Genomic DNA, 26,413 nt, shown 5'->3' with positions numbered 1-26,413 from the left:
CGGGTAGCCTGTAAAATCCCTTGCGCGTCCGGGGCGTTGCGTGCATTTGCATGTTCTACCTGATGTTGCCTGCGGTTAATCGAGATGGTGTGAGGACGCCTTGTCCGTGGTGGCGTCGCGCTATCCGGGCGAACGCCAACGCGCTCGAAGGCGGCGGGAGGACGGTGGGTTCCTGTGGGACGCCAACTCACATCAATAACCAACCACGCCACGTTCACGCCCCCAAATCACCGCTGCGCTGCGTCGATTGACGCCGATCTTGCCGTACAAGGTGGCGACATGGTTGCGTACGGTATTGCGCGAGAGTTGCAGGCTGGTCGCGATGTCCTCGTCGCTGTGGCCCTTGCACAGGAGGACCAGAACCTCCCTCTCGCGCGGAGTCAGGTCGTCCAGCTCGGACGTCGCGTGGCTCCCCTTGCCCGAATCCCTCACTTGAGCCAGTTTTTCCATCAGTGTCCTGCTGAACCAGGACGCGTCCTGCATCACGGCATCGATTGCCGCGATCAGGTCCATCTCCGATCGCTTGCGCTCCGTGATGTCCTGGGCCACGCACAGGACGCAGGGCTGATCCTGGATGACCACCGGCTCACCCGAAAACAGGCAATCGATGATGGCGCCTTCGCGTGTTCGCAGGGCTATTTCCTGCTCCCGCACCGCTTCCTGTGCGTCCAGTCGGGCCTGGAGTTCGCGATAGAGCTTCGGGTCGCTCCATAGATGCAGCTCGGTCGTGGTCTTGCCCAGGATGTCATCAGTGACATGCCCGGTCACGGTGGAAAACGCCGCATTGACCTCGATGATGCGCAGCTCGGGCAGCGCACAGACCATCATGGGGACGGGGGCAAGACGGAAAGCCTTGGAGAAGCGTTCCTCGCTATGAGCCAGTGAGATTTCTGCCTTCTTGCGCGCCTCGAGATCGATGAAGGTGAAGAGCATGCAATCGTCCTCTTCGATCTCGATGGGTTGGCCGGCGACGATGACGAATTTCTCCTCCCCGTCGGGTAGCCGTAGTACTGCCTCTCTCTGCGCAATGGTGGTCCATTCCTGAAGGCACTGAACCGCCGCCTCGCGGCCATCGGCTTTCTCCAGGACATCCAGTTCGTACATGGAGTGATCGATGATGTCGTCGCGGTCGTATGCGGTCATTTCAAGGAAACCCTGGTTGACCTTGATGTAGCGCAAATCCGATAGCCGGCAGATCAGCGCAGGCGCGGGATTCGCGTTGAAGGCTCGTTCAAACCGATCCTCCGCGTTATATCGATCGGTGACATCCTGCATGACCAGGACCATCGACTCGCCCAGGCTTGCCGCATTGGTCAGGACCAGGCTCCGCGTCTGATGAACGCGGTAGAAATCCTCGTCGTCGGGCCGCGTTACCTGGACGACCACGTCGCGGAACAACTCCCCTCTGAGCACACGCTCGATCGGATACTGCGCCGCCTTGAGCGCGTGGTGGTTTCGATAGGTGAGGATGAAATGCTTTCGATACTGCGTGGCGGTGGCGCCAAGATCGGCCAGCTTATCGACGCCGTGTATCGCCAGGGCAGTCTCGTTCGCCCACACGATCGAATGGTCCGGATCAAGCAGCAGAATGCCCTCGGTGAGGCCTGCGACGATCTGCTGTAGCTGGCCCCGATCGACCTTCGGTCTGGAAGTTTTCGCGCCCATGGTCACCCCACAGCACTTCTTCGATCTAGCACGTTTAGCGCAAAGCCACGCCTCTCCCCTGGCAAGAATACTAGATCAACTAGTGCCACTTGCTCTGGTCGGCATCGGGCGCGACTCGTAGGTTGAATTCACCACCGAGTACCCGGTGGGTTTCCCATCAACGGAGATAGCGATGAATACGACCCATAAGCCCGATCCCCATCAGTCCACCGAGCGCAAACCGATGTCGCCGCAGCGTGATGACGACAAGCAGCATCACGGGCAGTCCAAGCCCAGCGATCCGAACCGGCAGGATCACCGCGGTGCGGATCGTGACGCGAACCACAAGCGCTAAGACATGGCCAAAGCGGGCGTTTCGGCGCCCGAAAGACGAGGTTTTTATGCGATTCCCCAACACGATTCCCGCGCTCGCCCTGGCGACGCTGCTGTCGCTTGGAGCCTGGGTGAGTCCTGGGCAAGCGGTCCAGGCTTCGCCTGTGCAGGACAGCCAGGCTCACTCAGACCAGCCCACGTCGGATACGTGGATAACCACCAAGGTGAAAGCCGAGCTGGCTTCGACCGATGGCGTGAAAAGCACCGACATTTCGGTCAAGACCGTCAACGGCGAGGTCACCCTCATTGGTGTCCTTGCAAGCGATACGGCCGTCAAAAAGGCGGTTGCCGCGGCCAGGGGCGTCAAGGGCGTGACGAACGTCGACGCATCCGGCCTCAAGGTCAAGGACTAGCGAGCGCACGCCAGGCCGCCACGGCCAAGGCATGTGCCAACCCATCAAGAGGATTCACGCATGAACGATGACAAGATCAAAGGGCAATGGAAACAACTTAGCGGGAAGCTCAAGGCGAAGTGGGGGAAGCTGACCGACGACGACCTCAAGGTCGCCGAGGGAAATAGCGAATATCTCGCGGGCAAGCTGCAGGAGCGCTATGGCATTGCCAGGGACGAGGCAGAGAAGCAGATCAGGGAATTCGACGGAAAGCTGTAATCGCGATGTCGGAAGGCGGCCATCGCGCCGCCTTCCCTGGCGGAGAGCGTACCCATGAAAAAATACCTTCTTGCGTGGTTGCTGGGCGTGCCCCTCGGCCTGCTGGTTCTCATCTACTTCTTCACCCACGTGTTCTAGCCGCACCCGGCGCAGGGGTTGCCGCCGGCCGGGAGCCCTGCGCCGAAGATGGGTCGACTCGGCAGGCCATGCGCAACGTGCCAGCGTGCGTTGACTCGGACTGAACAAAGTTAGGCTCACGATGCGGGGCAATGTAGTCGCGGCCATGACGATGTCAGGTGAGGACGGCAGCGGTCCCTCCCTTTTCAAGCGGCTTGGCGCTGGCCTGATCGCGGGCGCGGCGGACGATGACCCCAGTGGCATTGCCACCTACTCACAGGTAGGTGCCGCTTACGGCTTCGCGACGATCTGGAGTCTAGTGCTGGCGATGCCGCTGATGATCGCGATCCAGGCGATCAGCGCCCAGATCGGTCGCGCATCCGGCCGGGACATCGGCTCGAACCTGCGCAAACACTATCCGCCTGCATGGGTACGCTCGCTGATACTCATGGTGGTGGTCGCCAACGTGATCAATCTGGCGGCGGACTTCGGGGCCATGGGCGCAGCGCTCAAGCTGCTGATAGGCGGACCGGCCCACCTGTATGTGGCTGCTTTCGCCATCTTGTCGGTCGTGCTGCAGGTTTTTATTCCGTTCTCGCGCTATTCGCCGGTGCTGAAGCTGCTGACCTTGAGCTTGTTTGCCTACGTCGCCACCGTGTTCGTCATTCATGTGCCCTGGGCCGACGTGATCAAGGGAACCGTCCTGCCCAAGGCCGCGCTCAATGCCCGCTACGCGGTGGCGATCGTCGCGGTGCTCGGCACCACGATCAGCCCGTATCTCTTCATCTGGCAGGCGGCGCAAGAGGTCGAGGAGATGCGTGCCAGTGACGAGCGTGAGCCGCTCAAGCACGCCCCGGAACAAGGCGCCGACGCACTCCAGCGTATTCGGCTGGATACTTCGATCGGCATGGTGTTCTCCAACATCGTGGCCGGTTGCATCATCCTGACGGCGGCCGTGGTCCTGCATGCGCACGGCAAGACCGATATCCAGTCGTCGTCGGATGCAGCCGAAGCGCTGCGTCCCCTGGCCGGGCGATTCGCCTTTGTGCTGTTTGCTGCCGGCATTATCGGCACCGGCTTGCTGGCGGTGCCCGTGCTGGCAGGTTCCACCGCCTTTGCCGCGGCAGGCGTCCTCGGCTATCCCTCTGGCCTGGAGCACAAGCTGCAGCGGGCCAAGTTGTTTTATGGGGTGTTGATCCTGTCGAGTCTGGCGGGTGTCGCGCTCAACTTCACACCGATTGACCCGATCAAGGCCTTGTACTGGAGCGCCGTGATCAATGGCGTGGCCGCCGTGCCCATGATGGTGATGATCATGCTGGTGAGCACGAATCACCGGATCATGGGTGAGTACACCTTGAACCCCTCACTGAAAGTCTGGGGCTGGATTGCTACTGCCGTCATGACGACCGCCGCTGTCGTGATGTTTGCGACCTGGGGCAAGTGATACGCGGTGGAGGCCAGTAGCGTCGTCCAGAGGCGAATGGCCGACGTCCGCCATCTGCCGGCGTGAAAACTTTCGCTGCCGGCCCGGCGCCGTTCGCGCGGCCGTGTGATATATCTCTGCAGCCATCAGGGGATGGCGGCCATGCAGGGCGCAGGGTGACCGGGGCAGGTGATTGCCGAGGATATCGGGGCACCGATACCTGACCCAACCAGGGACGCTCAGCTGGCCAGGGCAGACAAGAAGAGAACTGGTCCTGTAATGGAAGTTTCCGCGTTTGCCAATTCGTCGTCTGTCCGCCGTCTGCGTTTCGTCGTGGTCCTGGCCTCCACGCTGTTGGCTGGCTGCGCCGTGGGGCCCGACTTCAAGCGGCCCGATGCTCCCGGCGCCAGCGATTACACCGCGCATCCGGTTTCATCTACCGTGGCCACCCCGAACGTGGCCGGAGGGGAATCCCAGCATTTCGCCCAGGGAGGCGACATCCCCGGCGACTGGTGGACGGTATTTCATTCGAAGCCGTTGAATGAGCTGATCGATCAATCGCTCGCCAACAACCATGATCTGAAGGCGGCCAAGGCTGCGCTGACCGTCGCCAGGGAAAATGTGCTGGCGCAGCGCGGCGCGTACTACCCCAGCGTGGCAGCCAGTTTCTCGGCCAGCCGCCAGAAGCAATCCGAGTCCATCTCGCCGACGCCCAACTCCAATACATTCCTGTACAACCTGTACACGCCGCAGGTCAGCATTTCCTACGTGCCGGATATCTTCGGGCTCAACCGCCGCACCACGGAATCGGTGCAGGCGCAGGAGCAGGCGGTGCGCTTCGAGATGGTCGCGGCGCAGATCACCTTGAGCACGAATGTGGTGGCCGCCGCCGTCCAGGCGGGCTCGCTGCAGGCCCAGATCGACGCGACGCGCGAGCTGATCGACATCAATACCCACATGGTCGCGATCCTGCGCGAGCAACTGGCCAAGGGCTATGCCAGTGGCCTCGACCTCGCCGCGCAGGAATCCCAGCTGGAGCAGACCAGGGCCACGCTGCCGCCGTTGATCAAGCAGCTGGCCCAGCAACGCGACCTGCTTGCGGTGCTGGCGGGAAAGATGCCGAACCAGGCGCAGGACGAAACCTTGGCGCTGGCGAGCCTGCAGTTGCCGCAGGAGCTGCCACTGAGTCTTCCCTCGGCTCTCGTTGAGCAACGTCCTGACGTACGCCAGGCCGAGGCAAATATGCATGCGGCCAGCGCGCAGATCGGCGTCGCCATCGCCAACCGGCTGCCCAATATCGTGTTGAGCGCGAATGCCGGCAGTACCGCGCTGGCCATGGATCAGCTATTCAAGTCGGGCACCGGCTTCTGGGGCCTGGGTGCCGATCTCACCGCGCCGATCTTCCAGGGCGGCACCTTGCTGCACCAGGAGCGCGCGGCCAAGGCGGCCTATGTGCAGGCGGCCGAGCAATACCGCAGTACGGTGCTGGCAGCCTTCCAGAATGTGGCCGACACGCTGACCGCGCTGGAACAGGATGCCGAAGGCCTGAAGGCGGCCGCGGCCGCCGCTGACGCCGCCAAACGCACGCTGGATCTGTCGCAGCGCCAGTTGACGGCCGGCTATGCCAATTATCTCTCGTTGTTGAATGCCCAACAGTCCTATCTGCAAGCGCGGATCAACCTGGTGCAAGCCCAGGCCAATCGCTATGCCGACACGGCGGCGCTGTTCCAGGCGCTTGGTGGTGGATGGTGGAATCGCGCCGATCTGGCCCAGGATAAAAATGAAAAATAGACGGTACTACGGCGTGCCGGTGGTGTGGCGTGCGGGCAGGCGCGTGCCTGTCGCTGCCATGCTGGCGGCGACTACCTTGCTGATGCTTGCCGGCTGCTCGAGCAAGACCGACGACAACGCGCCGCCTGCCAGCGGGGAAGCCCGCAACGTGACGCTCACGGCGGCGCAGCGCGAGCACGTTCGCCTGCATACGGTGGTGGCGTCGAGCTTTCACAAGACGATCGAGACCACGGGTACCGTGGACTTCGACAACGATCATGCCACGGCCGTGCTGGCACCCATTTCCGGCCCCGTGTCGCGGCTGCTGGTGGATATCGGCGACCGGGTCAAGAAGGGCGATCCGCTCGCCGTCGTGGATTCTCCCGACTTTGCCGCTGCGGTAAGCGCCTATCGCAAGGCGCTTACCACCGCGCATACCGCGCGTCGCCTGGCCGATCTGGAGAAGGATCTGGTGCTGCACCAGGGCGTGGCGCAGCGTGAGGAAGACCAGGCGGAAACCGATGCCGCGAATGCCGATGCGGATCGCGACGCGGCGCTGAAGGCGCTGGTGTCGCTGAATGTGGATCCGCAGACCATCAAGGCCATCGAGGAAGGCCGGCCGATCGCGCCGATCCAGGGCTTCATCCGCTCGCCCATAAGCGGCACCGTGGTGGACAAGCAGATTACGCCGGGGCAATTGCTGCAGGCGGGCACCACGCCGACTTTCACCGTGGCGGATCTTTCGCGGGTATGGGTGATGGCGCAGGTTCCCGAATCGGACCTCGCCGACATCGGCCTGGGCGATGCGGCGGACGTGGTGACGGCGGCGTCGAAAAACCTGTCGGGCACGGTGTCGAACATCTCGGCGCTGGTCAATCCGGATACCCGTCTGGTGGCGGCGCGCGTAGTGGTCGACAACCCTGCTGCGCTGTTGAAGAAGCAGATGTACGTCGACGTGAAGATTCATGCCCGCCAGGAAACCAGCGGCCTGCTGGTGCCGGTATCGGCGATCCTGCGCGACGACGAGAATCTGCCGTTCGTCTACATTGCCGAACGCGATGGCAGTTTTGCACGGCGACCGGTGACGGTCGGCTATCGCACCGGCGACCAGTTTGAGATCGCCTCCGGCGTCAAGGCCGGTGAGCAGGTCGTGGTTGACGGCGGCATCTTCGTCCAGTTCATGCAAGACCAATGAGCGACCAACTGCCTCCAGGCGTATCGCCGTCGCGCACGGCGTCGTTCATGAACCGGATCGTCGCCGCGTCGCTGGGCCAGCCGTTCCTCGTCATCCTGATGACGCTCATGCTGACCGGTGCCGGCGCTCGCTCGCTTGGGCGCCTGCCGGTGGATGCGTATCCCGATCTGTCGCCGCCCATCGTCGAGATCATTACCCAATGGCCGGGGCATGCCGCCGAAGAAGTGGAGCGCCTGATCACGGTGCCGGTCGAGTTGGGCATGAACGGCACGCCGAAGACGGCCAATACGCGCTCCATCTCGCTCTACGGTTTGTCCGACGTCATCCTGACCTTCCAGAACGGCACGGACAACAATTTTGCACGCCAGGAGGTGTTCAACCGACTGGGTGATCTGACCTTGCCCAGCGGCGTCACGCCTTCGGTGGCGCCGCTCTCGGCGCCGTCGGGACTGATTTACCGGTACGTGCTGCAAAGCTCGGACCGGTCGCCAATGGAGCTGAAGACGCTCGAGGACTGGACGGTCGAGCCGCAGTACAAATCCGTCCCTGGCGTGGCTGACGATTCCGGTTTCGGCGGCGGCACCATGCAGTACCAGGTGTTGCTCGACCAGGCCAAGATCGCGGCGGTGGGCCTGTCCGCGGTACAGGTGGAGGCCGCGCTCACGGCCAACAATGCCAATGCCGGCGGCGGCTTCTATTCGCAAGGCGGGCAGTTTTACTACGTGCGCGGCGCGGGGCGCGTGGAGACGCTGGAGGACATCGGCAACGTAGTGGTCGCCGTGCACGACGGCACGCCCGTACTGGTGAAGGATGTCGGCCGCGTGGTGATCGGCATTGCGCCTCGCCTCGGCGAATTCGGCTACGAGAAACAGGACGATGCGGTCGAGGGTGTGATCCTCCTGCGCACGGGCGAGAAGACTCAGGACGTGCTGAAGCGCGTCGAGGCAAAGACGACGGAACTCAACGACCAGATCCTGCCCAAGGACGTCAAGGTCGTGCCGTTCTACGACCGCACCGACCTGATCGCGCTGACCACGAGGATCGTCGAGGACAACCTGCTGCGCGGCATGTTGCTGGTGGTGGTGATCCTGATCTTCTTCCTGTACGACGTGCGCGCGGGCCTGATCGTCGCCACCACCATTCCGCTGGCCTTGCTGTTCGCGTTCATCTGCCTGGATCTGCAGGGCGCCTCGGCCAATCTGCTGTCCATCGGCGCCGTGGACTTCGGCATCCTGGTGGACGCCGCCGTGGTGATGGTGGAGAACATCTTCCGCCAGATCGCCGAGCGCAAGGGCACGCCGCTCAACATCAAGGAGATCATCCGCGACGCGGCGGCCGAGGTGGATCGCCCGCTGTTCTACGCGGTCGCCGTGATCGTGGTCAGCTTCCTGCCGATCTACGTGCTGGCGGGACCGTCGGGCGTGCTGTTCAAGCCCATGGCCGACACCATGATCTTCGCCCTGATTGGCTCCCTGGTGGTCACGCTGACCTTGTTGCCGGTGCTGTGCGCGTGGTTCATGCGCAAGGGCGTGCAGGAACGGCGCAATCGCGCGTTCGAGGCGATCAAGTCGGTCTACATCAAGGGCCTCGACTTCTGTCTTGCGCGGCCCTGGGGCACCACGATCGCCTCGGCCTTCCTGCTGATGCTTTCGCTGCTGCTGATCCCGCGCATCGGCGCGGAGTTCATGCCGCAACTGGACGAGGGCGCGCTGTGGGTGCGCGCCACGATGCCGTATACGATTTCGTTCGAGGAAGCGTCGAAGATCACGCCCAAGGTGCGCGAGGTGCTGCGCTCCTTCCCCGAAGTCACCACGGTCGCCTCCGAACTGGGACGCCCCGATGACGGTACGGATTCGACCGGCTTCTTCAATGTCGAGTTCTATGTGGGACTCAAGCCTTACTCGCAATGGACCGGCACGTATCGCAACAAGGCCACCTTGATCGAGGCCATCAATCACAAGCTCGAAGCGTTTCCCGGCATCATCTTCAACTACACGCAGCCGGCCGAAGATGCGGTGGACGAGGCGGAGACCGGCTTGAAGAGCGCGCTGGCGGTCAAGGTGTTCGGTTCCGACCTCAATACGCTCGAGCAGAAGGGCAAGGCCATCAAGCAGCTGCTGGAGCACGTGCGCGGCATTCGCGACGTGACCCTGGTGCAGGAACTGGGTCAGCCCAGCCTCACCATCAAGATCGACCGGGCGAAGATCGCACGTTATGGACTGAATGTCTCCGACATCAATGGCCTGATCCAGACGGCCATCGGTGGTGACGTGGCCACCCAGGTCATGCAGGGTGAAAAACAGTTCGATCTGGTGGTCCGCCTCGAACAGCAGTATCGCGACAACCCCGAGCAGATCAGGAACATCCTCGTCACCACGCCGAACGGACAGCAGATTCCGCTCAAGGAGTTCGCGGATATCCAGGTCACCAACGGCGCCTCCTTCATCTACCGCCAGGACAATTCGCGCTACATCGGCGTGCAGTTCTCGGTGGAAGGTCGCGACCTGGCTGGCGCGGTAGGCGACGCGATTGAGCAGGTCAACGCGAAGGTCAAGCTGCCGCAGGGCTATCGTCTGGACTGGGGCGGTGAATACACCGAATACACGGCGTCGCGGGCGCAGTTGAACGTGATCCTGCCGCTGACGCTGGCCTTGATCTTCCTGCTGCTGTTCACGCTCTACAGCAACTTCAAGTTCCCCTTCATCACCGTGCTCGGCGTGTTGCTCTCGGCACCGGTGGGCGGCATCGTGGCGCTGTGGATCACCGGCACGCCTTTCTCGGTGTCGTCCGGCGTGGGCTTCCTGGCGTTGTTCGGCGTCTCGGTGCAAACGGCCGTGGTCTACATCTCCTATGTCAACGAGCTGCGCCGCGGCGGCACCGAACTCAACGAAGCCATCCGCCAGGGTGCCATCCTGCGCTTGCGCCCGATCATGATGACGGCGCTGGTCGCCGCTTTGGGCCTGTTGCCGGCGGCACTCGCGACCGGCGTCGGCACGGATACACAACGACCGTTTGCCCTGGTCATTGTCAGCGGCCTGTTCACGCGACTGCTGATCAGCGTGTTCCTGATGCCAACGCTGTATACGCTGGTCGCGCGTCCCGACGACAGGTTGGAGGTGTGACTTGATTCGCGCCTGGATGAAGGGCGATGGCGACATCGCCCAGTCCAGCCTCCGCACCGAGGCCGCACAGCACTTGCAAGCTACCCAGCGCGGGGCTACCCTGCGCCTCCCATCAACCCCGCAAGAGGAGGTCATGACCATGATTGTTGTAGCAGCTGCCTCCGCCGGGTCGATGCGCGTCTGATCGTTACGCCAGCCATTGGGCTGGCTCGTTTCACCCACTCGCGTTGCTCCCTGGCGATTCGTTCGGCTCCCTGACGGGAGGCCGTCGTATTTCTTGCATCCAGGGTTTCCCCATGTCTTTTCAAACGCTTTCCCAGCTCGGCTGGCAGCCTGGCTACGCCCAGCATTTGACGTTGACGGATTTCGAAGCGGGCTATCCGGCGCGCGTGCTCGCCGTGCATCGCAGTGGTCTGTCCGTGCTTTCCTCGCGCGGTACCGGGTCGGTGGTATTGCCGCACCATCTGCTCGAGGCGGAGTCGGCTGTCGCCGTTGGCGATTGGGTCCTGGTCGAGCACGAGGCGGACCGGGTGATGCGCTTGCTGCCACGCCAGTCCTTGATCGAACGCGTGGCCGCCGGTGGCGACCATCGGCGTCAATCCATCGCGGCGAACGTCGACACGCTCTTCATCGTCACCTCGTGCAACGACGACTTCAACCTGTCGCGCCTGGAACGCTATCTCGCGTTGGCCTGCGAGGCTGGCGTCGAGCCCGTGCTCGTGTTTACCAAGGTCGACCTGAGCGACACGGCCAACGAATATGTTGCCGAGGCACGAGCGGCCCTGGGGGCGGTGACGGTCGTCGCGCTGAATGCCACGGATACAATGGCCGTCGCGCCGTTGGCTCGCTGGCTCGCGACAGGGCGCACGGTGGCCTTTGTCGGCTCCTCCGGCGTGGGCAAATCGACCCTGACCAACCGCTTGCTCGGCGAGGCATCGCAACAAACCCGGACTATTCGCGAAGACGATGCGAAGGGGCGGCATACGACTACCGCAAGGGAAATGTTTCCGACGGCATCGGGGGCCTGGGTCATCGATACGCCAGGCATGCGCGAGCTTCGCATCGGTGCCGCCGAGTCGGCGCTCGATAGCGTCTTCGACGATATCGAAGCCCTGGCTGAGCAATGCCGGTTCCGCGATTGCCACCACGAGGGTGATGCGGATTGCGCGGTGGAGCGTGCGCTGGCCGCAGGCACGCTGGATCATCGGCGACTCGCGAACTATCGAAAACTCCAGCGCGAAGCGGCTGTGGCACAACGCACGCTGCGCGAGAAACGCGAGCAAAGTCGCCAGTTCGGTGCCATGGCTAAAGAAGCGATGCGAGCGAAGCGAGATCGGCTGGGACGCTAACGTGGAGCGTCAGTCGGCCTTGCGGCCGGGCGCGCCAGCCGAAAACGCTCCCGGCTCGATTCCGTGCAGGCTTGCTGGACCTGCCAGCCGTGGCGGTGGAGCGCGTATAGTGCCGGCCGCCTTGTCGCTGGGAGTGTCCATGAGTCAGCCGATCGTCGTTCGCGATATTCGCCCCGAAGAGTTTCAAGCCCTCGGCCAGCTTTTGGTCGGCGTCTATGGCGGGCTGGAAGGTTTCCCCACACCGACCCAGCAGCCGCGTTACTACGAAATGCTGGCGAATATCGGTGACTTCACCCGGAAGAACGGTGCCCAGGTGCTGGTGGCCTTGATGGACGGCGAGTTGGTGGGCGGCGTGGTCTATCTCGGCGATATGGCGGAGTACGGCGCCGCCAGCGTGGCGGCAACGATAGAGAACGCGGCAGGTATCCGGCTGCTAGGGGTGGCTCCTGCGGTGCGTGGCAGGGGCGTGGGCAAGGCGCTGACCGAGGCTTGCATCAGGCTCGCGCGGGAGCAGGGCCACCAGCAAGTGGTCTTGCATAGCACCGAGGCCATGCGCGTGGCCTGGGACATGTATGAGCGGATGGGCTTTCAGCGGGCGCCGGAGATCGATTTTCTGCAGGCGGCGCTGCCGGTGTTTGGCTTTCGCCTCGCGCTAGGTGAAGAATAGCGGGCGAGAGATAGCCGTTGTCTTGTAGCTTTCGGGGACACAACGCATGACACAGCGTGTCGCAACCTGCAGTTGCAGGCAACTCATGCTTCGCGCAACGGAGGAGCCGCTGCGCATCTCGATCTGTCACTGCCACGCCTGCCAGCGACGCACGGGTAGCGTGTTCGGGGTGCAGGCGCGCTTCCGCCTGGAAAGCGTGGTGATACGGGGCCAGGCTACGAAATATGTGCGCACGAGTGATTCCGGTGGCACGGGCACGTTTTACTTCTGTCCGGTGTGTGGTGCGACGGTTTACTACCAGCTGGAAGGCCTGGACGACGTGGTCGGTGTTCCTATTGGTGGCTTTGCGAATCCGAACTTTCCAGCGCCGCAAGTCTCGGTCTACGAAGAGTGCATGCACCATTGGGTGACGCTGCCCGACGGTCTCGAGCACGAGGCCTGACGCATCGCCCTGCGACGGGCGCTGGCCACGGCGGGCAATGCATGGACGGAGTTCCAACGGAAAAACATGCGGCGCGGAGATGGTCCCGCGCCGCGTTATGATCGGCGCCGAATGTCAGCCCGCTGTCGGGTTGAACAGGAAAGCATATGAAGGCAAGTGAGTTCGAGCGCTGGGCAAGAACACGTGCGCGAGGAAAGTATCGATTCGTGCTGTTGAGCGGTGTGCTGGCGTACGGCGTGCCGATGTTCGTCATCATGACGTTCATGATTCCTCATCCCCGGTTCACCACGCCGGCATCGGCCATGCTGTGGCTGCTCACCGGCGCTGGCTATGGCATGGCCATGTGGCTCATGCAGGAATATCGCTACCGCAAGGCGACGCCGAAGTCGTAGCTTGGCGCATCAGGATCTCTGCATGCCGATCACACGTTCCCCCTGGTCCACCAGGCGTCGTTGATGGCGAGTCGTGATGTCATGCGCCGCTCGTGGCGTTGCTCGAGTCTGCTCAGGGCGACATGCGCCACAAGCCCTGATGCAGTTACCAGCAGACAGCAGCCCGGCGGCCACCAGACGCTGAACCGTCGCAGCAGCCAGAGACTCAACATGGGCGTGGCGACCAGGGCGACGAGTGCCACTGGCCAGCTGCGGCGAAAGCCGGGCATGCCAAAGAGCACCAGCAGCAAGGCAAGCAGCAGCGCGCCGAGCAGCAACTGGGCGGGGAGACTCAGTGGCGTGATCAAGCTGTTGTCGTACAAGGACTCGAGCACGTTCGCCTGATACTCGACGCCTGGCAGCGGATCGTTGATGCCGGATGCGGAAGTGGCGAGCTGGTCGCCCAGGCCCGCTGCCGTCGCGCCGATCAGGATCCAGCGCCCCGTCAGCAGTTCGGGAGGGACACGCCCTTGCAGCACGTCGACATACGACACCCGGTCGAAGCTGCCGGAGTTGCCGGCGAAACGGATCAACGCGTAGTTGTCGCGCATCCACTGGTACGGCGAATCGGGCTGGTCGTCCGGCCTGCGCAGGCCGGGTAGTGTCTGCAGCGGTTCGGGTTTGCCCATGTCGTAAAGCGCCAGCGCCAGCGCGGGCCACTGCGGCCGGCCCAGTCCTGCCTTGAGGTAGACGCCACGAGTCACGCCATCGCTGTCCTTGGCGGCATCCACATGGCCCAATGCGGCGGCGTTGCGCGCGATGTCGGGTGTCGGCAGTATTTCTTCAAGCACACCGCCCAGCTCAGCGGCCTCTGCAAACACGGGCATGACCACATGTGCTTGCTTGCCGATGCTCTCGGCGAATGCGCGATCGTTGCCGGGGTGGCTGATGTCCGCTTCGGCCATGGCGATATCGACGCCGATACCGCGCACGCCGGCCTGGCTCAGTCGCTCGATCAGCTTCGCGTGGATGGCGCGGGGCCAGGGCCAGTTGCCGAGCGTGGCCAGGCTTTGCGGATCGATGGCGACGATCATCACCTTGTCACTGGTCGGGTACGACCAGTGACGCATGTGGGCATCGTAGAGCGCGTTGTCGAAACGCTCGGTCGCGCTGCTGGCGAACAGCAGCAACAAGGCAGCGACGCCCGCGACCCAGGCGAGGGCACGTTTGAGCAAGGGCAACGCGCTTGCCATCAGGCGTTTGCCGGCGTGTTCGCCAGACCCGTCATAGCACCAGCCACAGCAGGGCGGCACCGCCGCCGGCAGCCACCCAGCGACATGCCGCGCAGGGCACGCGCGTGCGCTGCACCGCGCCCCACGGGCCCGCGTAGCCGTCGGTATCGATGGTCTGCACGCGCACGTACCACTTGCCCGAGGACAGCTTCGTCAGGTTGAGCTGGGGTTGGTCGAGCATCTGGTCCACGGCCGGGTCGGCAAAGTCGGGTTTGCGCGCCAACTGGATGCGATAACGCTGCTCCGCGCTGCCGGCAGGCCAGCTCAATACCAAGTCACCATGCTGGTGCCTTGGCACGCCCGGTTGCGGTGCGGGCGGCTCGGCCACAAGCTCGAACGCGATTGCCTCGGTGAACGGGCCCAACTTGCCATGCTGGTCGCGGCTGGCTATCCGCCAGTAATAGCGTCCGTAGGGCAAGGATGCATGCGTGCGCGCCCGGTCGCCGATGACGGTGGGCATGCTGTCCAGTACGTGGTCGAAAGAAGCATCGTCGGAGAGCTGCCACGCGTAACTCGCCGCTTCCTCGTTTTCGGTCCAGCGGAAGCCTGGACGCGTCCCGCGTACCTTGGTGCCGGGTTGCGGTTCGATGATCAGGGGCGGCTGCGGATGGGCGGCGATCACGAAGCTGCAGATGGCATCCAGACCTTCAAGCTGGCTGCTGCGGATCCCGCGCACGCGCAACGCGTGAGGGCCATCCGCAAGGCTGGGTAGCGAGGCCTGGGGGCCATCGACAACTTGGTCCATGACCAGCGCTTCGAACTTGTCGGTGGACGCCACCTGGATGCGGTAGTGCCCGGCGCCAGCCAGCGGTTTCCAGCGGATGGTGCCCGGCAACAGGCCGATGGGTTGGCGCGGGCAGTCCATCTCGGGCGCCGACAGCAACGCTTCCAGCTGGCCTGGACTGGCGCCGGATGCGGTCGCCACGCCGGTTCCTGTGCTTACCAACACGTGCCGCTTGTCGTTGCCCACATCGACGCGGCCGGAAACGACTTCGGTGCGCGCCATGCCCTGATCGGCGTCGGCCACCACGCGGAAATGCGTGCCGCGCACGCTCGAGAGCGTATTCGGGGTCGATATGGTGAAGCGGGCCGCACTGCCCGTCAGCGGCCTCACATCGGTGCTGACGCGTCCGCGCTTCAGGCGCATGCGTGTATCGACCATCCCGGTGCGGCCGTATTCGCTGAGGCGATCCAGCACCAGCTCGCTGTCGCTCTGCATCAAGACGCGCGAGCCGTCTGCGAGTTCCAGCGTGAGGCTCGCATCATGTTGCGTCACCAGTTCCGTGCCATACCCGACCGACATGCCCTGGGTGACCGGCACGGCGGGGAGCGAGGCGCGGACCTTCGCTTCGGCGACGCCGATAATCGCCAACACCCGCGCCGGCGCAGGCTGCAGTCGCAGCCATGCCACGGGCACGCGTAGGGTTATGCCGGGCGGCAGATGTAGCGGATCGCCGACCTGGTTGTAGTCCTGCAACGTCTGCCAGGGCACGTCGGGCTTCATATAGCGGCCCGCCAGGTCCCATAGGTTATCGCCAGGGCGGACCCGGTAGTTCCAGTCGGCGGGTGCGGCGGGGAGGGTGGGGGCGAAGGTGGAAGCAAATGCAGTGAGGAGAAACATGGCGAACAGCCAGTGTTTCGGCCGGCGCAAGCCTCCTGTCCGGTGCGGCATGACAACCTCGACGTTCCTGTAGAGCCCCCTGTATTGCAGCCGCTTGCTCCTTCGTCGTCAGAGGAACATCCCGTGCCCCTGACGTCGTTGCGACTTCCAGCGCGTCAATTATCGTGGACGCGTCTCGTAATTGCCAACTGCATCACAAAATCAGGCGTGACCGGTTGAGCGTTGACAGCAGCTCCTCTGTCCGCTGCATAAATCCGTTTAGCCCAGGCAGGGCTTGTTTCCCGCCTTCGGCTTGCAGCGCCTCGAACAGCTGCCGGCCCTGCTCCAGCAGGTCGCCATCGGCGAACAAGGGCAGGGCACCAAGCAGGCGATGCAAGACCTGGGTCGCCGCCGGCGCGTCCGCCGCCGCCAGGCAAGCGCGCAGATCCTGCAGGTCGCCCAGGCTGGTCGTGGTGAAAAGTTGCTCGAGCTCCGCCTGCGTGGCCGTGTCTTTGACGCCGCGGCTGCCAGTCGGGGCATCGGCGCTGGCGCGTAGGGGTGTCGGTCCCGGCAACCACTGCGCCAGCTTTTGGCTGAGCGCCAACAACTGCAGCGGTTTGCTGAGCACATCGCTCATGCCTGCCTCCCGCGCACGCGCCGTTTGGCCGCTCAAGGCGTTGGCGGTCATGGCGATCAAGGGGAGACGATGCGGGGCGCCGGTGGTGTCCTCATGTGCTCGCCACGCCCGGGCGAGCTCATACCCGCTCATCTGGGGCATGTTGCAGTCCGTGAGCAGCAACGCGTAGTCGCCGCCAGTGAGCGCCTCGTACGCGTCGCGCCCGTTATCGACGACATCGCAGCTGAGCCCGAGCAGGCCGAGCTGACGCCGTATCAGTTGCTGGCTGATGGGGTGATCTTCAGCCACCAGGATGTGGCCGTGATGGACTGGCAGCCCCGCGTCGGTGCTCTGGACAAACGGCATGACGGCGAGCGGTTGGGTGCCGCCGCTGTCGTCCTGCAGCGACCGCCGCCCGGCCGGATCGTCCAGCTCAAGCGCCGCCATGCTGGCGCGCAGGGTGGACTGCCACTTCAGCGGATTCGCGCTTAGCAGGATGCGTTCGTCCTTCCATTGCATGCCCGCCGGCACCAGCGGCTGTGTGGTGACCGCAACGACATGCGCGTTGATCTGAGTCTGGCTCACCACGTCGGTGACATCGACAAAGAGAAGACTGGCCGCCATGCCCTCACGCATCGGTTGGGAAGGGTCGACCTGTTCCACCGTCATCCCGGCAGCGTGCAGATAAGCGCCAAGCGTCGCCGTCGTTTCAGTCGATTCGAGTCGGACGACGGCGTGGCGTCCGTGCAGCGCGCCCGGAGCCTCTATGGCGCGCTCACCCACCGGCAGGCGCACCTCCACGTTCACCGTCGTGCCGGCATCCACTTCGCTGATCAGCTCGATGGAGCCTTCCATCAGCTGCACCAGGTGATGGCAAATCGCCAATCCAAGGCCGGTGCCACCGTAACGACGGCTGGTCCACGCCTCGGCCTGCGCAAAGGGTTTGAACAGCGCCGCCTGTTTGTCGCTCTCGATGCCGATACCGGTATCGCTGACGCTCAGGCACAGACGCTGGTGCGAGCCGCTATCGCCCAAGGCGACAAGCCGTGCAGAGACCCCGCCGCGATCGGTGAACTTGATGGCGTTGCTCAACAGGTTGAGCAAAACCTGTCCGAGTCGAAGGCCGTCGCCACGCAGCTGGCCGGCCACGCTGGCATCCGTGGAGAAGTGAATGTCGAGGCCCTTTTTATGCGCCGCCGCCGTCATCACGCCGGCCACATGGTCCATCCACAAACGCGGATCGAAGGCTGTCAGGTCAAGGCGGACATCACCTGCTTCGAGCTTGGAGAAGTCCAGGATGTCGTTGAGGATTTGCAGCAGGTTTCCCGCGGAATCCCCAACGGCCTGGAGTAACTCGCGCTGTTCCTGGTTGATCGGCGTATGGCCGAACAGCTCGAGCATGCCGATCAAACCGTTCATCGGCGTGCGGATTTCGTGGCTCATGATGGCAAGGAAATCGCCTTTCGCCTTGGACGCGCGCTCGGCGACGTCGCGGGCTACGCGCAAGGCTTCGTTGCGCAGGTTCAACTCGGTCGTGTCAATGAAATAGCCCATGAGCCGAGAGGTTCCGTCCGCTTGCTGCGTCGGCGCGAGCGTCGCGTGAATCCAGCGCAGGCCGTGCTGGCCAAACGTGCGAAAGTCGAGATCGCGAGTCTGTGGATCAGTCGTCGCGGGTGCGATCAATTGCTCGAATGCAGACCAGTCTTCGGGGTGGATGCAGTCGCGCAAGGCTGCCGTGCGCAGCGACCCATCGGTGTCCTTCAGGTCGCGCAAATCCGCATTGAAAAGGGCCTTCATATTGCCGGTGGCAAATGTCAGGTGTCGTGCGTTGCCTGCATCAAGCAGCAGGGTAAGCACGACGACGGGAATGCGTCGGGCGAGTTCGTCCAGACTGCGTTCGCTTGCTTTTGCCTCGCGTTCGGCATCGCGAAATGCCGTGATGTCGAGCAGCGAACTGGCATAGCCCTGGACCTGCCCATGCTGGTCGAAGATGGTGCGAATCCAGGCATGGGCAGGATGCACGTCGCCGTCGGCGCCCGTGTACTCAAGCGCGTGCTGACTGGTCTGCCCTTGCAGGAGTGCTGGTTTTTTTGCGGCAAAGTCGGCGCCACCTATGACCGCCATGATGGCTTCGAGGGCGCCAGGCACGCTACGACCCGACGCATTGACGATCGCGGGCTGGCCATTCATGCCATGCAGTGCGATGGGTAGAGGCAAGGCGTTCAACGCCTCCTGACACAGAGAGCGCTGCGCGAGTAGCTGGTCCTGCAGGTATTTCGTCTTGCGATTTTTCATTTGCAGCAGCCACGCCAATGCAAACGCGAGCGTGGCGGTGAACATCAACAAGAGCGCCAGGGTCAACGCCATCGGGGATAGCGCCGTTGCCTGGTTGTCCGACCACGGGAACACGAGGCCGAGTGAGCTTGTTGCAAGCAAGGTAAAGACTGACTTGGCTTGCATGAATTGTCCGCGTGTTGACGCTTGGAGGTGCGTAAGGGAATGCGCCGCATGGAACAGCTGATGCGGTGCGGAAGTCGGGTCAAGGCGAGCTCGGGCGTTCATGCTACTGTTCGCAAGAAAAATTCAACAACGGTATCGAGTGTCAATGCTGCGCATGGACCGGCCGCAGCTTGCGGGAAAGTTTTGGAGGATTAGTGCGGATCATAATTTCCGATGATCACCCGGTCGTATTGAAGGGATTGAAGACTTGGCTGCAGGACTACGGTAGCCGTATCGAGGTTGTAGGCGAGGCGCGTAACGGGGCCGAGTTGCTGTCTCTGCTTGGTCGCGTGCCCTGCGACCTTCTGATTACCGACTTTTCCATGCCATCCGAGGATGCGGAAGATGATGGCCTGTCCTTGATCCACCGGTTGCGAGGAGCCTACCCCAAGCTGCCGATCCTAGTGCTCACCATGTTGAGTAATCCTGCGCTGGCGCAGAGCATGTTGACGGCAGGCGTGCAAAGTATTGTCGACAAGATGGCGATGACCAAGGAGTTGATGCTCGCGATCGAGATGGCTCGCTCCGGTCGGACCTATCTCAGCACGCGCCTGCGCCGCCAGATCGAGAACGCAGTTCGACCCGGCGAGGACGGTTTGGCCGTATCCCCGCGCGAGGGTGAAGTTATCCGCCTGCTCGCCCAGGGCCTTACGGTTTCGGAAGTCGCGCGTCGCACGGCGCGTAGCGTGAAGACGATCAGTCAGCAGAAGCGCGATGCCATGCGAAAACTCGGGCTGCACAGCGATAAACAGCTCTTTGAATTCGCCCGTTCGGCGGGCCTGCTTTCGTAAATCGCGAAGCGGTCAATGCGGGTAGCTGCCACGGGCATTGTCGACGCCTGGCCACCACATTGAGTCATCGATCTAGGAATTTTCTGATTCCATTGCGACCGTGATAGCGGCGAATATCACCAGGATACGTGAGGCAGCTACACGATCGATGCGTCTTGTGCATCCATGGTTCACGTGACGACTTCCCGCATACCAGGGACGTGTATGTGTCGGTGAGTACGCCGGCGATGGATCGATATCCGTCCCCTGGATCGATTTATCGGGATTCTTCAAGGACCGAACGACGCGAAGAACTTCGCGTCAAGGGTGCGTGATGCATCGCCGTCGATCAGCCCGCACAAGTGAGGTGCACACGCTGGCACGGGGTCAGAGTGAGTGCATGGCGTGTTTCTGTGTAGGTCTATAGCGGGGTTGATCTGTAAGCGAAGAATGAAACCATCGCCGACAGCGATTTTCTGATTCAAGTGAGTGTCACTTGGCGCACCATCAGGTGTGCGATCAGGCCTCGGCCGATTCGGCGGCCATACATGACGGTTGAACGGCGACGGCCTGGCCGGTTCTGACGCGTAGCCTCGGGTTGCCAGGTCTTGCCGGGATGTGACTGAACGCCAGCCCCGAATGGCGTGGACGTTGCTTGCACATGGAGTCATGAAGCGAAACTTCACGAGGTTGAGATGCCGACGACGAGGCCGTCGCCCCATGGCGTTTGGTGCTGGGTGTCCGAAGGGGCGCCGCATCGCCAGGCGCATGTTGGCCAGCCGTGCCGAGCTCGCTGGCAGCGGGAGCGCTGAGACGCGCCATGGTGGCCGTGCGATGGCGCATCGCGCGAGGACGGCGACGGAGGATCATCCTGGGCGCGTCGACGCTGAAGGGTCCGGCATCGTAACGATCGCAGGTGAAGCGGCTTCGGCGAGGTCGATGCAACGACTCTACAATTCCATTCCAACCGCCCTTGGCGTCATCGGGCGTGATGGTCGATACCTGACGGTCAACACGATGTATGCAGCCATCTACGGTACCTTTCCCGACGCGATGGTGGGCCGGGTGGTCGGTGAGCTGGGATCGGATGCAGAGCCTCAGTGGCAGGGCGACCTGATGCGCTTCGATGCCGGGATCGGCATGATCGAACGCGAGGTCAGCCGTGCTGGCGGCTATTACATCCAGGCAGTCCAGCCGATGCAGAATGCCGCGGGGCAGGTGGTCGGACTCACGCTGGCGCTCATCGACATCACGGCCCGCCGACAGATGGAGCAGGCGCTGGAGAAGGTGAGTCGGCATTGGCAATTCCGCGCCAGTCACGATCACCTGACCGGCCTGCCAAACCGCCGCCACATCGATCAGGCCCTGTTGGCTGAATCGCGCCGCTGTGCACGTGCGGGAGCATCGCTGTCGGTGCTGATGATCGACGTGGACCTCTTCAAGAAGTACAACGATCACGTTGGACATCAGCGAGGCGACGCCTGTCTTCGCGCCATCGCGGCCCAATTGCAGGCGATGGTTCGCCGCCAGGGCGACGTGGTCGGCCGCTATGGCGGTGAGGAATTCATCGCCATACTTCCGAATACCGCCATTGGCGGCGCGCATGGCGTGGCCCAGGACATGCTGCGGGCCATACAGGGGCTCGATATCAAGCACCCGGCCAGTCCTTACGGTTGCGTCACGCTGAGCATTGGCGTGGCGAGCATGAATGCAGCGCCCATGTACTCGCCGGGGCGTGTCGACGAGTTGCTCGGCAACGCCGATCGCGCGCTTTATGCGGCCAAGGCCGCGGGCCGCAACACGGCGTGCGGCTGTCCGCTTCCACTGGCGCAATCGCCACGTCTCTGGCCCGATATGGCGTTCGCGCCATGTGCGCTGCCGTGCGGCCAATGACGGATGAGGCGCCCATTACTGCACGAGCGAGCGCCTTGCGCGGCGTAAAGAACAAAGGCCGCCTTGCGGCGGCCTTTGTTCTGGACGAGGCGCCGACGGATCAGCGCTTCATCGAGTTGAAGAACTCGTCGTTGGACTTGGTGTTCTTCATCTTGTCGAGCATGAACTCCATCGCGGCCAGCTCGTCCATCGGATGCAGCAGCTTGCGCAGGATCCAGATCTTGGACAGCAGGTCCGGTTCGATCAGCAGGTCTTCGCGGCGGGTGCCGGAACGGTTGATGTCGATGGCCGGGTAGACGCGCTTCTCGGAGATGCGGCGGGACAGGTGCACTTCCATGTTGCCGGTGCCCTTGAACTCCTCGTAGATCACCTCGTCCATCTTGCTGCCGGTGTCGGTCAGGGCGGTGGCGATGATGGTGAGGCTGCCGCCTTCCTCGACGTTGCGCGCGGCGCCGAAGAAACGCTTCGGACGCTGCAGCGCGTTGGCGTCGACACCGCCGGTCAGCACCTTGCCGGAGCTCGGCACCACGGTGTTGTAGGCGCGGGCGAGGCGGGTGATGGAGTCGAGCAGGATCACCACGTCCTTCTTGTGCTCGACCAGGCGCTTGGCGCGCTCGATCACCATTTCGGCAACCTGCACGTGGCGCACGGCCGGTTCGTCGAAGGTCGAGGAGATCACCTCGGCACGCACGGTGCGGGCGATTTCCGTCACTTCTTCCGGGCGCTCGTCGATCAACAGCATGATCAGGTGCGCGTCGGGGTGGTTGTAGGTGATGGCCTGGGCGATGTTCTGCAGCATCATCGTCTTGCCGGACTTCGGCTGCGAGACGATCAGGCCACGCTGGCCGCGGCCGATGGGGGCGACCAGGTCGAGGATACGGCCGGTGATGTCCTCACTGGAACCGTTGCCGCGCTCAAGCTTGAAAGCCTTGCGCGGGAACAGCGGGGTGAGGTTCTCGAACAGCATCTTGTTCTTCGACGCCTCCGGCGGATCGCCGTTGATGTCGTCGACCTTGAGCATGGCGAAGTAACGCTCGCCTTCCTTCGGGTGACGCACGCGACCGGTGATATAGTCGCCGGTGCGCAGGTTGAAGCGGCGGATCTGGCTGGGCGACACATAGATGTCGTCCGGGCCGGCCAGGTAGGACTCGTCGGCCGAGCGCAGGAAGCCGAAGCCGTCCTGCAGGATCTCCAGCACACCCTCGGCCCAGATGCCGCCGCCGGAGCGGGCATGCGCCTTCAGGATGTTGAAGACCACGTCCTGCTTGCGGGCACGCGCGACGCCTTCCTGCACGCCCAGCGACTCGGCGAATTCCAGCAACTGGATCGCGTTCTTGCGCTTGAGCTCGGTCAGGTTGATCAGGCGGTCGTTGCTGCCGGCATCGGCGTACTCGTCGTCCACCGGCAGGCCATTGGGGTTGCGCGGATGACCGCCACCCTGCTGGCCGCCCTGGCCACCGGGGCCGCGCTGCTGGTTGCGCTCGTGGCGACGGCGACGGCCGCGACCATCACGGTCATTGCGGTCGTTGCGGTTGTTGAAGCCCGCGTTGCCGCCGTTCTGCTGGCCGCCTTCGCGTGCTTCCTGCGACGTGCGCTGAGCGCCATCGCCTTGCGGAGCGGACTCGGCGGGGGCCGCGTTCACCGGGGCTGGCGCCGGAGGCGGCGCCTCGGCAGCCGGCGCGGAGCGCTCGACCGGCGGGGGCGGCGGGATATCCAGCTGCGCCTGCTTTTCTGCCCGGGCGGCCTCGGCCGCTGCAGCAGACTTGCGTGGTGCGCGGGTGCGGGTCTCTGCCACAGGCTTCGACTCGGCGCCCTTGGCGTCGGTAGTTTCTTTGCTTTCGATATCAGACACGGGCAAACCTCTGCGGGGCGCCGTTAGTTACACAGGGAGGGTGACGGTGCGCGGACGGCGCGGGGGACAGGACTGTCCCGACGGACGGATGAAATCTAGCACCCGATCTGCGGCGACGTAAAGCGTCGTGATCGAGGTAATTCAGATTTGGTGCGATTGATGGCCCCCAAACGGCCTCGGGACTGCCTCGGAAGCCATGAATAATCCTCCCGAATGGTTTTGATCGTCATTCCAGCGAAAGCTGGGATGACGATCGTTAAAGCTTCAACTAGATGGCCTTGTCGATCAGCTGCGTCAGCTGGCCCTTGCTGACCGCGCCGATCTGGGTGGCCTCGACCTTGCCATCCTTGAACACCATCAGGGTCGGGATGCCGCGGACGCCGTAGTTGCGGGGCGTCTTCTGGTTATGGTCGATATTGATCTTGGCAATGCGCAGCTTGCCCTCGTACTGCTTGGCCAGCTCGTCCAGGATGGGGGCAATGGCCTTGCACGGGCCGCACCACTCCGCCCAGAAATCCAGCAACACCGGGGTGTCGGACTTGAGCACTTCCTGCTCAAAGGCGTCGTCGCTTACATGGGTAATCAGGTCGCTCACCGGGGTCTCCGAGGGTAGGCGGAAGGGGTTTCACGACCTCGCGCCCAGCATCGGCTACACTGGGGCGCCCATGAAGCGCGGGGTCGTTCCGAGAAGAAGGTTGGTGCCGTTGCGGCAGACCTCCATTCCAGCCTAACTCGGGGCACGATTCAAGCGATTCAAGGGCGGCCACGGACAGTTCCGTTGACATAGGTGAAAGGGTTCCCCCGGGGCCCAGCCTCTTAGGACGCAGTCCTTTGACCTATGCCAGCGGAGCTGCCGGTACTTGCCGCCTCCCTCCGGCGCCAGCCACGGAAACGTGTTGCCGGCACGCGCAATCTTCGGATTCTGCCTGCCACCACGCCCTGGCCGTGCCGATCATCCACCTGTTCCTTTGAGCGTCTCAACGCCGAGGAGCCGGGCAGTCTGCTCCTGCGATGCCCGATCAATAATCCCTATAGCGATGTCACAAACCGTACTCACTGATACTTTTTTCACCAATTTCGATCTCCATCCGCTGCTGCAGCAAGGCCTCGACGAGGCGGGCTTCACCCGCTGCACGCCGATCCAGGCCCTGACCCTGCCGGTCGCCCTCACCGGTCGCGACGTGGCCGGCCAGGCGCAGACGGGCACGGGCAAGACCTGCGCCTTCCTGGTGGCGACCATGAATCGCCTGCTGACCACCTCGGCCGTGGCCGAGCGCAAGGACAGCGATCCGCGTGCCCTGGTGATCGCCCCGACCCGCGAGCTGGCAATCCAGATCGAGAAGGACGCCAAGGCGATCGGCCGCCACACCGGCCTGCGCACTGCGCTGATCTATGGCGGCGTCGACTATGACAAGCAGCGCCAGCAACTCAAGGACGGCTGCGACATCATCATCGCCACGCCGGGCCGCCTGCTCGACTATTACAAGCAGCACGTGTTCAGCCTCGACGCCGTCGAGGTGATGGTGATCGACGAGGCGGACCGCATGTTCGACCTCGGCTTCATCAAGGACGTGCGCTTCATCTTCCGCCGCCTGCCGGCGCGCGAGCAGCGCCAGGTGCTGCTGTTCTCGGCCACCTTGAGCCACCGCGTGCTCGAGCTGGCCTACGAGCACATGCACAACGCCGAGAAGCTGGTGGTGGAGACGGAAAACGTCACCGCCGACCGCGTGCGCCAGGTCGTCTACTTCCCCGCCAAGGAAGAGAAGATGCCGCTGCTGCTCAACCTGCTCGATCGCACGAACGCCGAGCGCAGCATCATCTTCGTCAACACCAAGGCGGCCGCCGAGCGCATCACCGATCGGGTGAAGCGCCAGGGTTACCGCGTTGGCGCGCTGTCCGGCGACGTGCCGCAGCTCAAGCGGCAGAAGCTGCTGCAGCGCTTCCAGGAAGGCCAGCTCGACATGCTGGTGTGCACCGACGTGGCCGCGCGCGGCCTGCATATCCCGGCGGTCAGCCACGTCTTCAACTATGACCTGCCGCAGGATGCCGAGGATTACGTGCACCGCATCGGCCGTACTGCGCGCCTCGGCGCCGAGGGCGACGCGATCAGCTTCGCCTGCGACCTCTATGCGATGTCGCTGCCCGATATCGAGACCTATATCGACCAACGCATTCCGGTGGCGAACATCGAGCCGGACATGCTGGTGATGCCGAAGCCGCGCGAACTGGACGCCCAGTTCATGGCCGATGTGGCTGCCGACAGCGCCGCTTTCGGCGACAAGGTGGAGCCGCGCGAGAAGGACGGTTCGCCCGGCCAGCGTTCGCGCAGCCGCAACGGCAGCCGCCGCGATGGCGAGCGTCCGGCACGCAGCGACAAGCCGCGTGAACCGCGCAAGCCGCGCGTCGAGCCTGCCCAGGAAAGCGTCGTGGCCGTGGCAACGCCCGCCGAGACCAAGCCGGCACCGGCCAATGGCGAGACGGTCGATGGCGTGGAGCGCAAGCGCCGCCGTCGTCGCGGTGGTCGTGGTCGTCGCCGTGATGGCGATGCGCCTGCGGCGGAGATCGCAGCGAAGCCGGCCACCGAGAACAGCCGTGCAGCGCACGGCGAGCGTCGCTCGTCCCGTGAGCGCGGTGGTGCGGATGCCGCGCATGCGCGTCCTTCGCGCCAGGTGGCGATCACCTCCGGCGTGTCGAACGAGTCGTCGGCGCCGAAGAAGGACGGTTTCTTCCGTCGCCTGGGTCGTTTCTTCACCGGTCGTTGAGCGGTCGAAGCGGCGACGTACTTGC

At 63.6% G+C, this 26,413-nt stretch carries 20 protein-coding genes; 14 read left to right on the top strand and 6 right to left on the bottom strand.

Features of this window, described 5'->3' with window-relative positions; genetic code table 11:
* Window positions 1–192 precede the first annotated feature (192 nt).
* The gene (locus tag OUZ49_RS08655; RefSeq protein ID WP_266149943.1) at window positions 193–1,665 is read right to left on the bottom strand and encodes a helix-turn-helix transcriptional regulator; all 1,473 of its coding nucleotides are present in this window, start codon (window positions 1,663–1,665) and stop codon (window positions 193–195) included.
* A 172-nt stretch (window positions 1,666–1,837) separates the two neighbouring features.
* Between OUZ49_RS08655 and OUZ49_RS08650 the strand changes: the two genes are divergently transcribed.
* The 11 genes from OUZ49_RS08650 (at window position 1,838) to OUZ49_RS08600 (ending at window position 13,125) form a co-directional block, all read left to right on the top strand.
* On the top strand, window positions 1,838–1,999 hold the full coding sequence (locus OUZ49_RS08650; RefSeq protein ID WP_266149942.1) for a hypothetical protein: 162 nt from the start codon (window positions 1,838–1,840) through the stop codon (window positions 1,997–1,999).
* Window positions 2,000–2,045: 46 nt separating this feature from the next.
* Window positions 2,046–2,390 carry a BON domain-containing protein gene (locus tag OUZ49_RS08645; protein ID WP_266150046.1) on the top strand — a complete coding sequence of 115 codons (345 nt, stop codon included), beginning with the start codon at window positions 2,046–2,048 and terminating at the stop codon, window positions 2,388–2,390.
* A gap of 60 nt (window positions 2,391–2,450) precedes the next feature.
* Window positions 2,451–2,648, top strand: a complete 198-nt coding sequence (locus tag OUZ49_RS08640; RefSeq protein ID WP_266149941.1) for a CsbD family protein — start codon at window positions 2,451–2,453, stop codon at window positions 2,646–2,648.
* Window positions 2,649–2,931: 283 nt separating this feature from the next.
* Window positions 2,932–4,209 (top strand): NRAMP family divalent metal transporter, encoded by a 1,278-nt coding sequence (locus OUZ49_RS08635; RefSeq protein ID WP_266149940.1) that lies wholly within the window; start codon window positions 2,932–2,934, stop codon window positions 4,207–4,209.
* Window positions 4,210–4,467: 258 nt separating this feature from the next.
* Window positions 4,468–5,979 carry an efflux transporter outer membrane subunit gene (locus tag OUZ49_RS08630; protein WP_266149939.1) on the top strand — a complete coding sequence of 504 codons (1,512 nt, stop codon included), beginning with the start codon at window positions 4,468–4,470 and terminating at the stop codon, window positions 5,977–5,979.
* Window positions 5,969–7,153, top strand: a complete 1,185-nt coding sequence (locus tag OUZ49_RS08625) for an efflux RND transporter periplasmic adaptor subunit (protein WP_266149937.1) — start codon at window positions 5,969–5,971, stop codon at window positions 7,151–7,153. Before OUZ49_RS08630 ends, OUZ49_RS08625 begins: the two co-directional genes overlap by 11 nt.
* Window positions 7,154–7,200: 47 nt before the next feature.
* On the top strand, window positions 7,201–10,275 hold the full coding sequence (locus tag OUZ49_RS08620) for an efflux RND transporter permease subunit (protein ID WP_266149936.1): 3,075 nt from the start codon (window positions 7,201–7,203) through the stop codon (window positions 10,273–10,275).
* A gap of 296 nt (window positions 10,276–10,571) precedes the next feature.
* Window positions 10,572–11,624 (top strand): ribosome small subunit-dependent GTPase A, encoded by a 1,053-nt coding sequence (gene rsgA, locus OUZ49_RS08615; protein ID WP_266149935.1) that lies wholly within the window; start codon window positions 10,572–10,574, stop codon window positions 11,622–11,624.
* Window positions 11,625–11,763: 139 nt separating this feature from the next.
* Window positions 11,764–12,291 carry a GNAT family N-acetyltransferase gene (locus OUZ49_RS08610; RefSeq protein WP_266149934.1) on the top strand — a complete coding sequence of 176 codons (528 nt, stop codon included), beginning with the start codon at window positions 11,764–11,766 and terminating at the stop codon, window positions 12,289–12,291.
* Window positions 12,292–12,337: 46 nt separating this feature from the next.
* The gene (locus tag OUZ49_RS08605) at window positions 12,338–12,733 is read left to right on the top strand and encodes a GFA family protein (protein WP_465251858.1); all 396 of its coding nucleotides are present in this window, start codon (window positions 12,338–12,340) and stop codon (window positions 12,731–12,733) included.
* 146 nt (window positions 12,734–12,879) lie between these two features.
* Window positions 12,880–13,125 (top strand): hypothetical protein, encoded by a 246-nt coding sequence (locus OUZ49_RS08600; protein WP_266149932.1) that lies wholly within the window; start codon window positions 12,880–12,882, stop codon window positions 13,123–13,125.
* 29 nt (window positions 13,126–13,154) lie between these two features.
* Here the strand turns inward: OUZ49_RS08600 and OUZ49_RS08595 are convergent, their stop codons facing one another.
* The 3 genes from OUZ49_RS08595 to OUZ49_RS08585 form a co-directional block, all read right to left on the bottom strand.
* The gene (locus tag OUZ49_RS08595; RefSeq protein WP_266149931.1) at window positions 13,155–14,357 is read right to left on the bottom strand and encodes a CHASE2 domain-containing protein; all 1,203 of its coding nucleotides are present in this window, start codon (window positions 14,355–14,357) and stop codon (window positions 13,155–13,157) included.
* Between the two features lie 31 nt (window positions 14,358–14,388).
* A complete protein-coding gene (locus OUZ49_RS08590; protein WP_266149930.1) occupies window positions 14,389–16,017 on the bottom strand; it encodes a FecR family protein in 1,629 nt (542 codons plus the stop codon).
* 193 nt (window positions 16,018–16,210) lie between these two features.
* Window positions 16,211–19,072 (bottom strand): ATP-binding protein, encoded by a 2,862-nt coding sequence (locus tag OUZ49_RS08585; RefSeq protein ID WP_266149929.1) that lies wholly within the window; start codon window positions 19,070–19,072, stop codon window positions 16,211–16,213.
* A gap of 170 nt (window positions 19,073–19,242) precedes the next feature.
* Between OUZ49_RS08585 and OUZ49_RS08580 the strand changes: the two genes are divergently transcribed.
* Together OUZ49_RS08580 and OUZ49_RS08575 are read left to right on the top strand one after the other, a co-directional pair.
* Window positions 19,243–19,902: a response regulator gene (locus tag OUZ49_RS08580; RefSeq protein ID WP_266149927.1), complete on the top strand. Its 660-nt coding sequence runs from the start codon at window positions 19,243–19,245 to the stop codon at window positions 19,900–19,902.
* Between the two features lie 918 nt (window positions 19,903–20,820).
* A complete protein-coding gene (locus OUZ49_RS08575) occupies window positions 20,821–21,774 on the top strand; it encodes a sensor domain-containing diguanylate cyclase (protein WP_266149925.1) in 954 nt (317 codons plus the stop codon).
* Window positions 21,775–21,874: 100 nt separating this feature from the next.
* Here the strand turns inward: OUZ49_RS08575 and rho are convergent, their stop codons facing one another.
* Window positions 21,875–23,617, bottom strand: coding sequence for a transcription termination factor Rho (gene rho, locus OUZ49_RS08570; protein WP_380003588.1), 1,743 nt, complete (start codon window positions 23,615–23,617; stop codon window positions 21,875–21,877).
* 277 nt (window positions 23,618–23,894) lie between these two features.
* Window positions 23,895–24,221, bottom strand: a complete 327-nt coding sequence (gene trxA / locus OUZ49_RS08565; RefSeq protein WP_266149923.1) for a thioredoxin TrxA — start codon at window positions 24,219–24,221, stop codon at window positions 23,895–23,897.
* Window positions 24,222–24,663: 442 nt separating this feature from the next.
* Between trxA and OUZ49_RS08560 the strand changes: the two genes are divergently transcribed.
* Window positions 24,664–26,388, top strand: coding sequence for a DEAD/DEAH box helicase (locus OUZ49_RS08560; RefSeq protein WP_266149922.1), 1,725 nt, complete (start codon window positions 24,664–24,666; stop codon window positions 26,386–26,388).
* The last annotated feature ends 25 nt before the right edge of the window (window positions 26,389–26,413 follow it).

The sequence above is a fragment of the Dyella halodurans genome, assembly GCF_026283925.1.
Classification (GTDB): domain Bacteria; phylum Pseudomonadota; class Gammaproteobacteria; order Xanthomonadales; family Rhodanobacteraceae; genus Dyella; species Dyella halodurans.
Note: the sequence above shows the minus strand (reverse complement) of the source record. Positions and strands in the feature narration are given on the sequence as shown.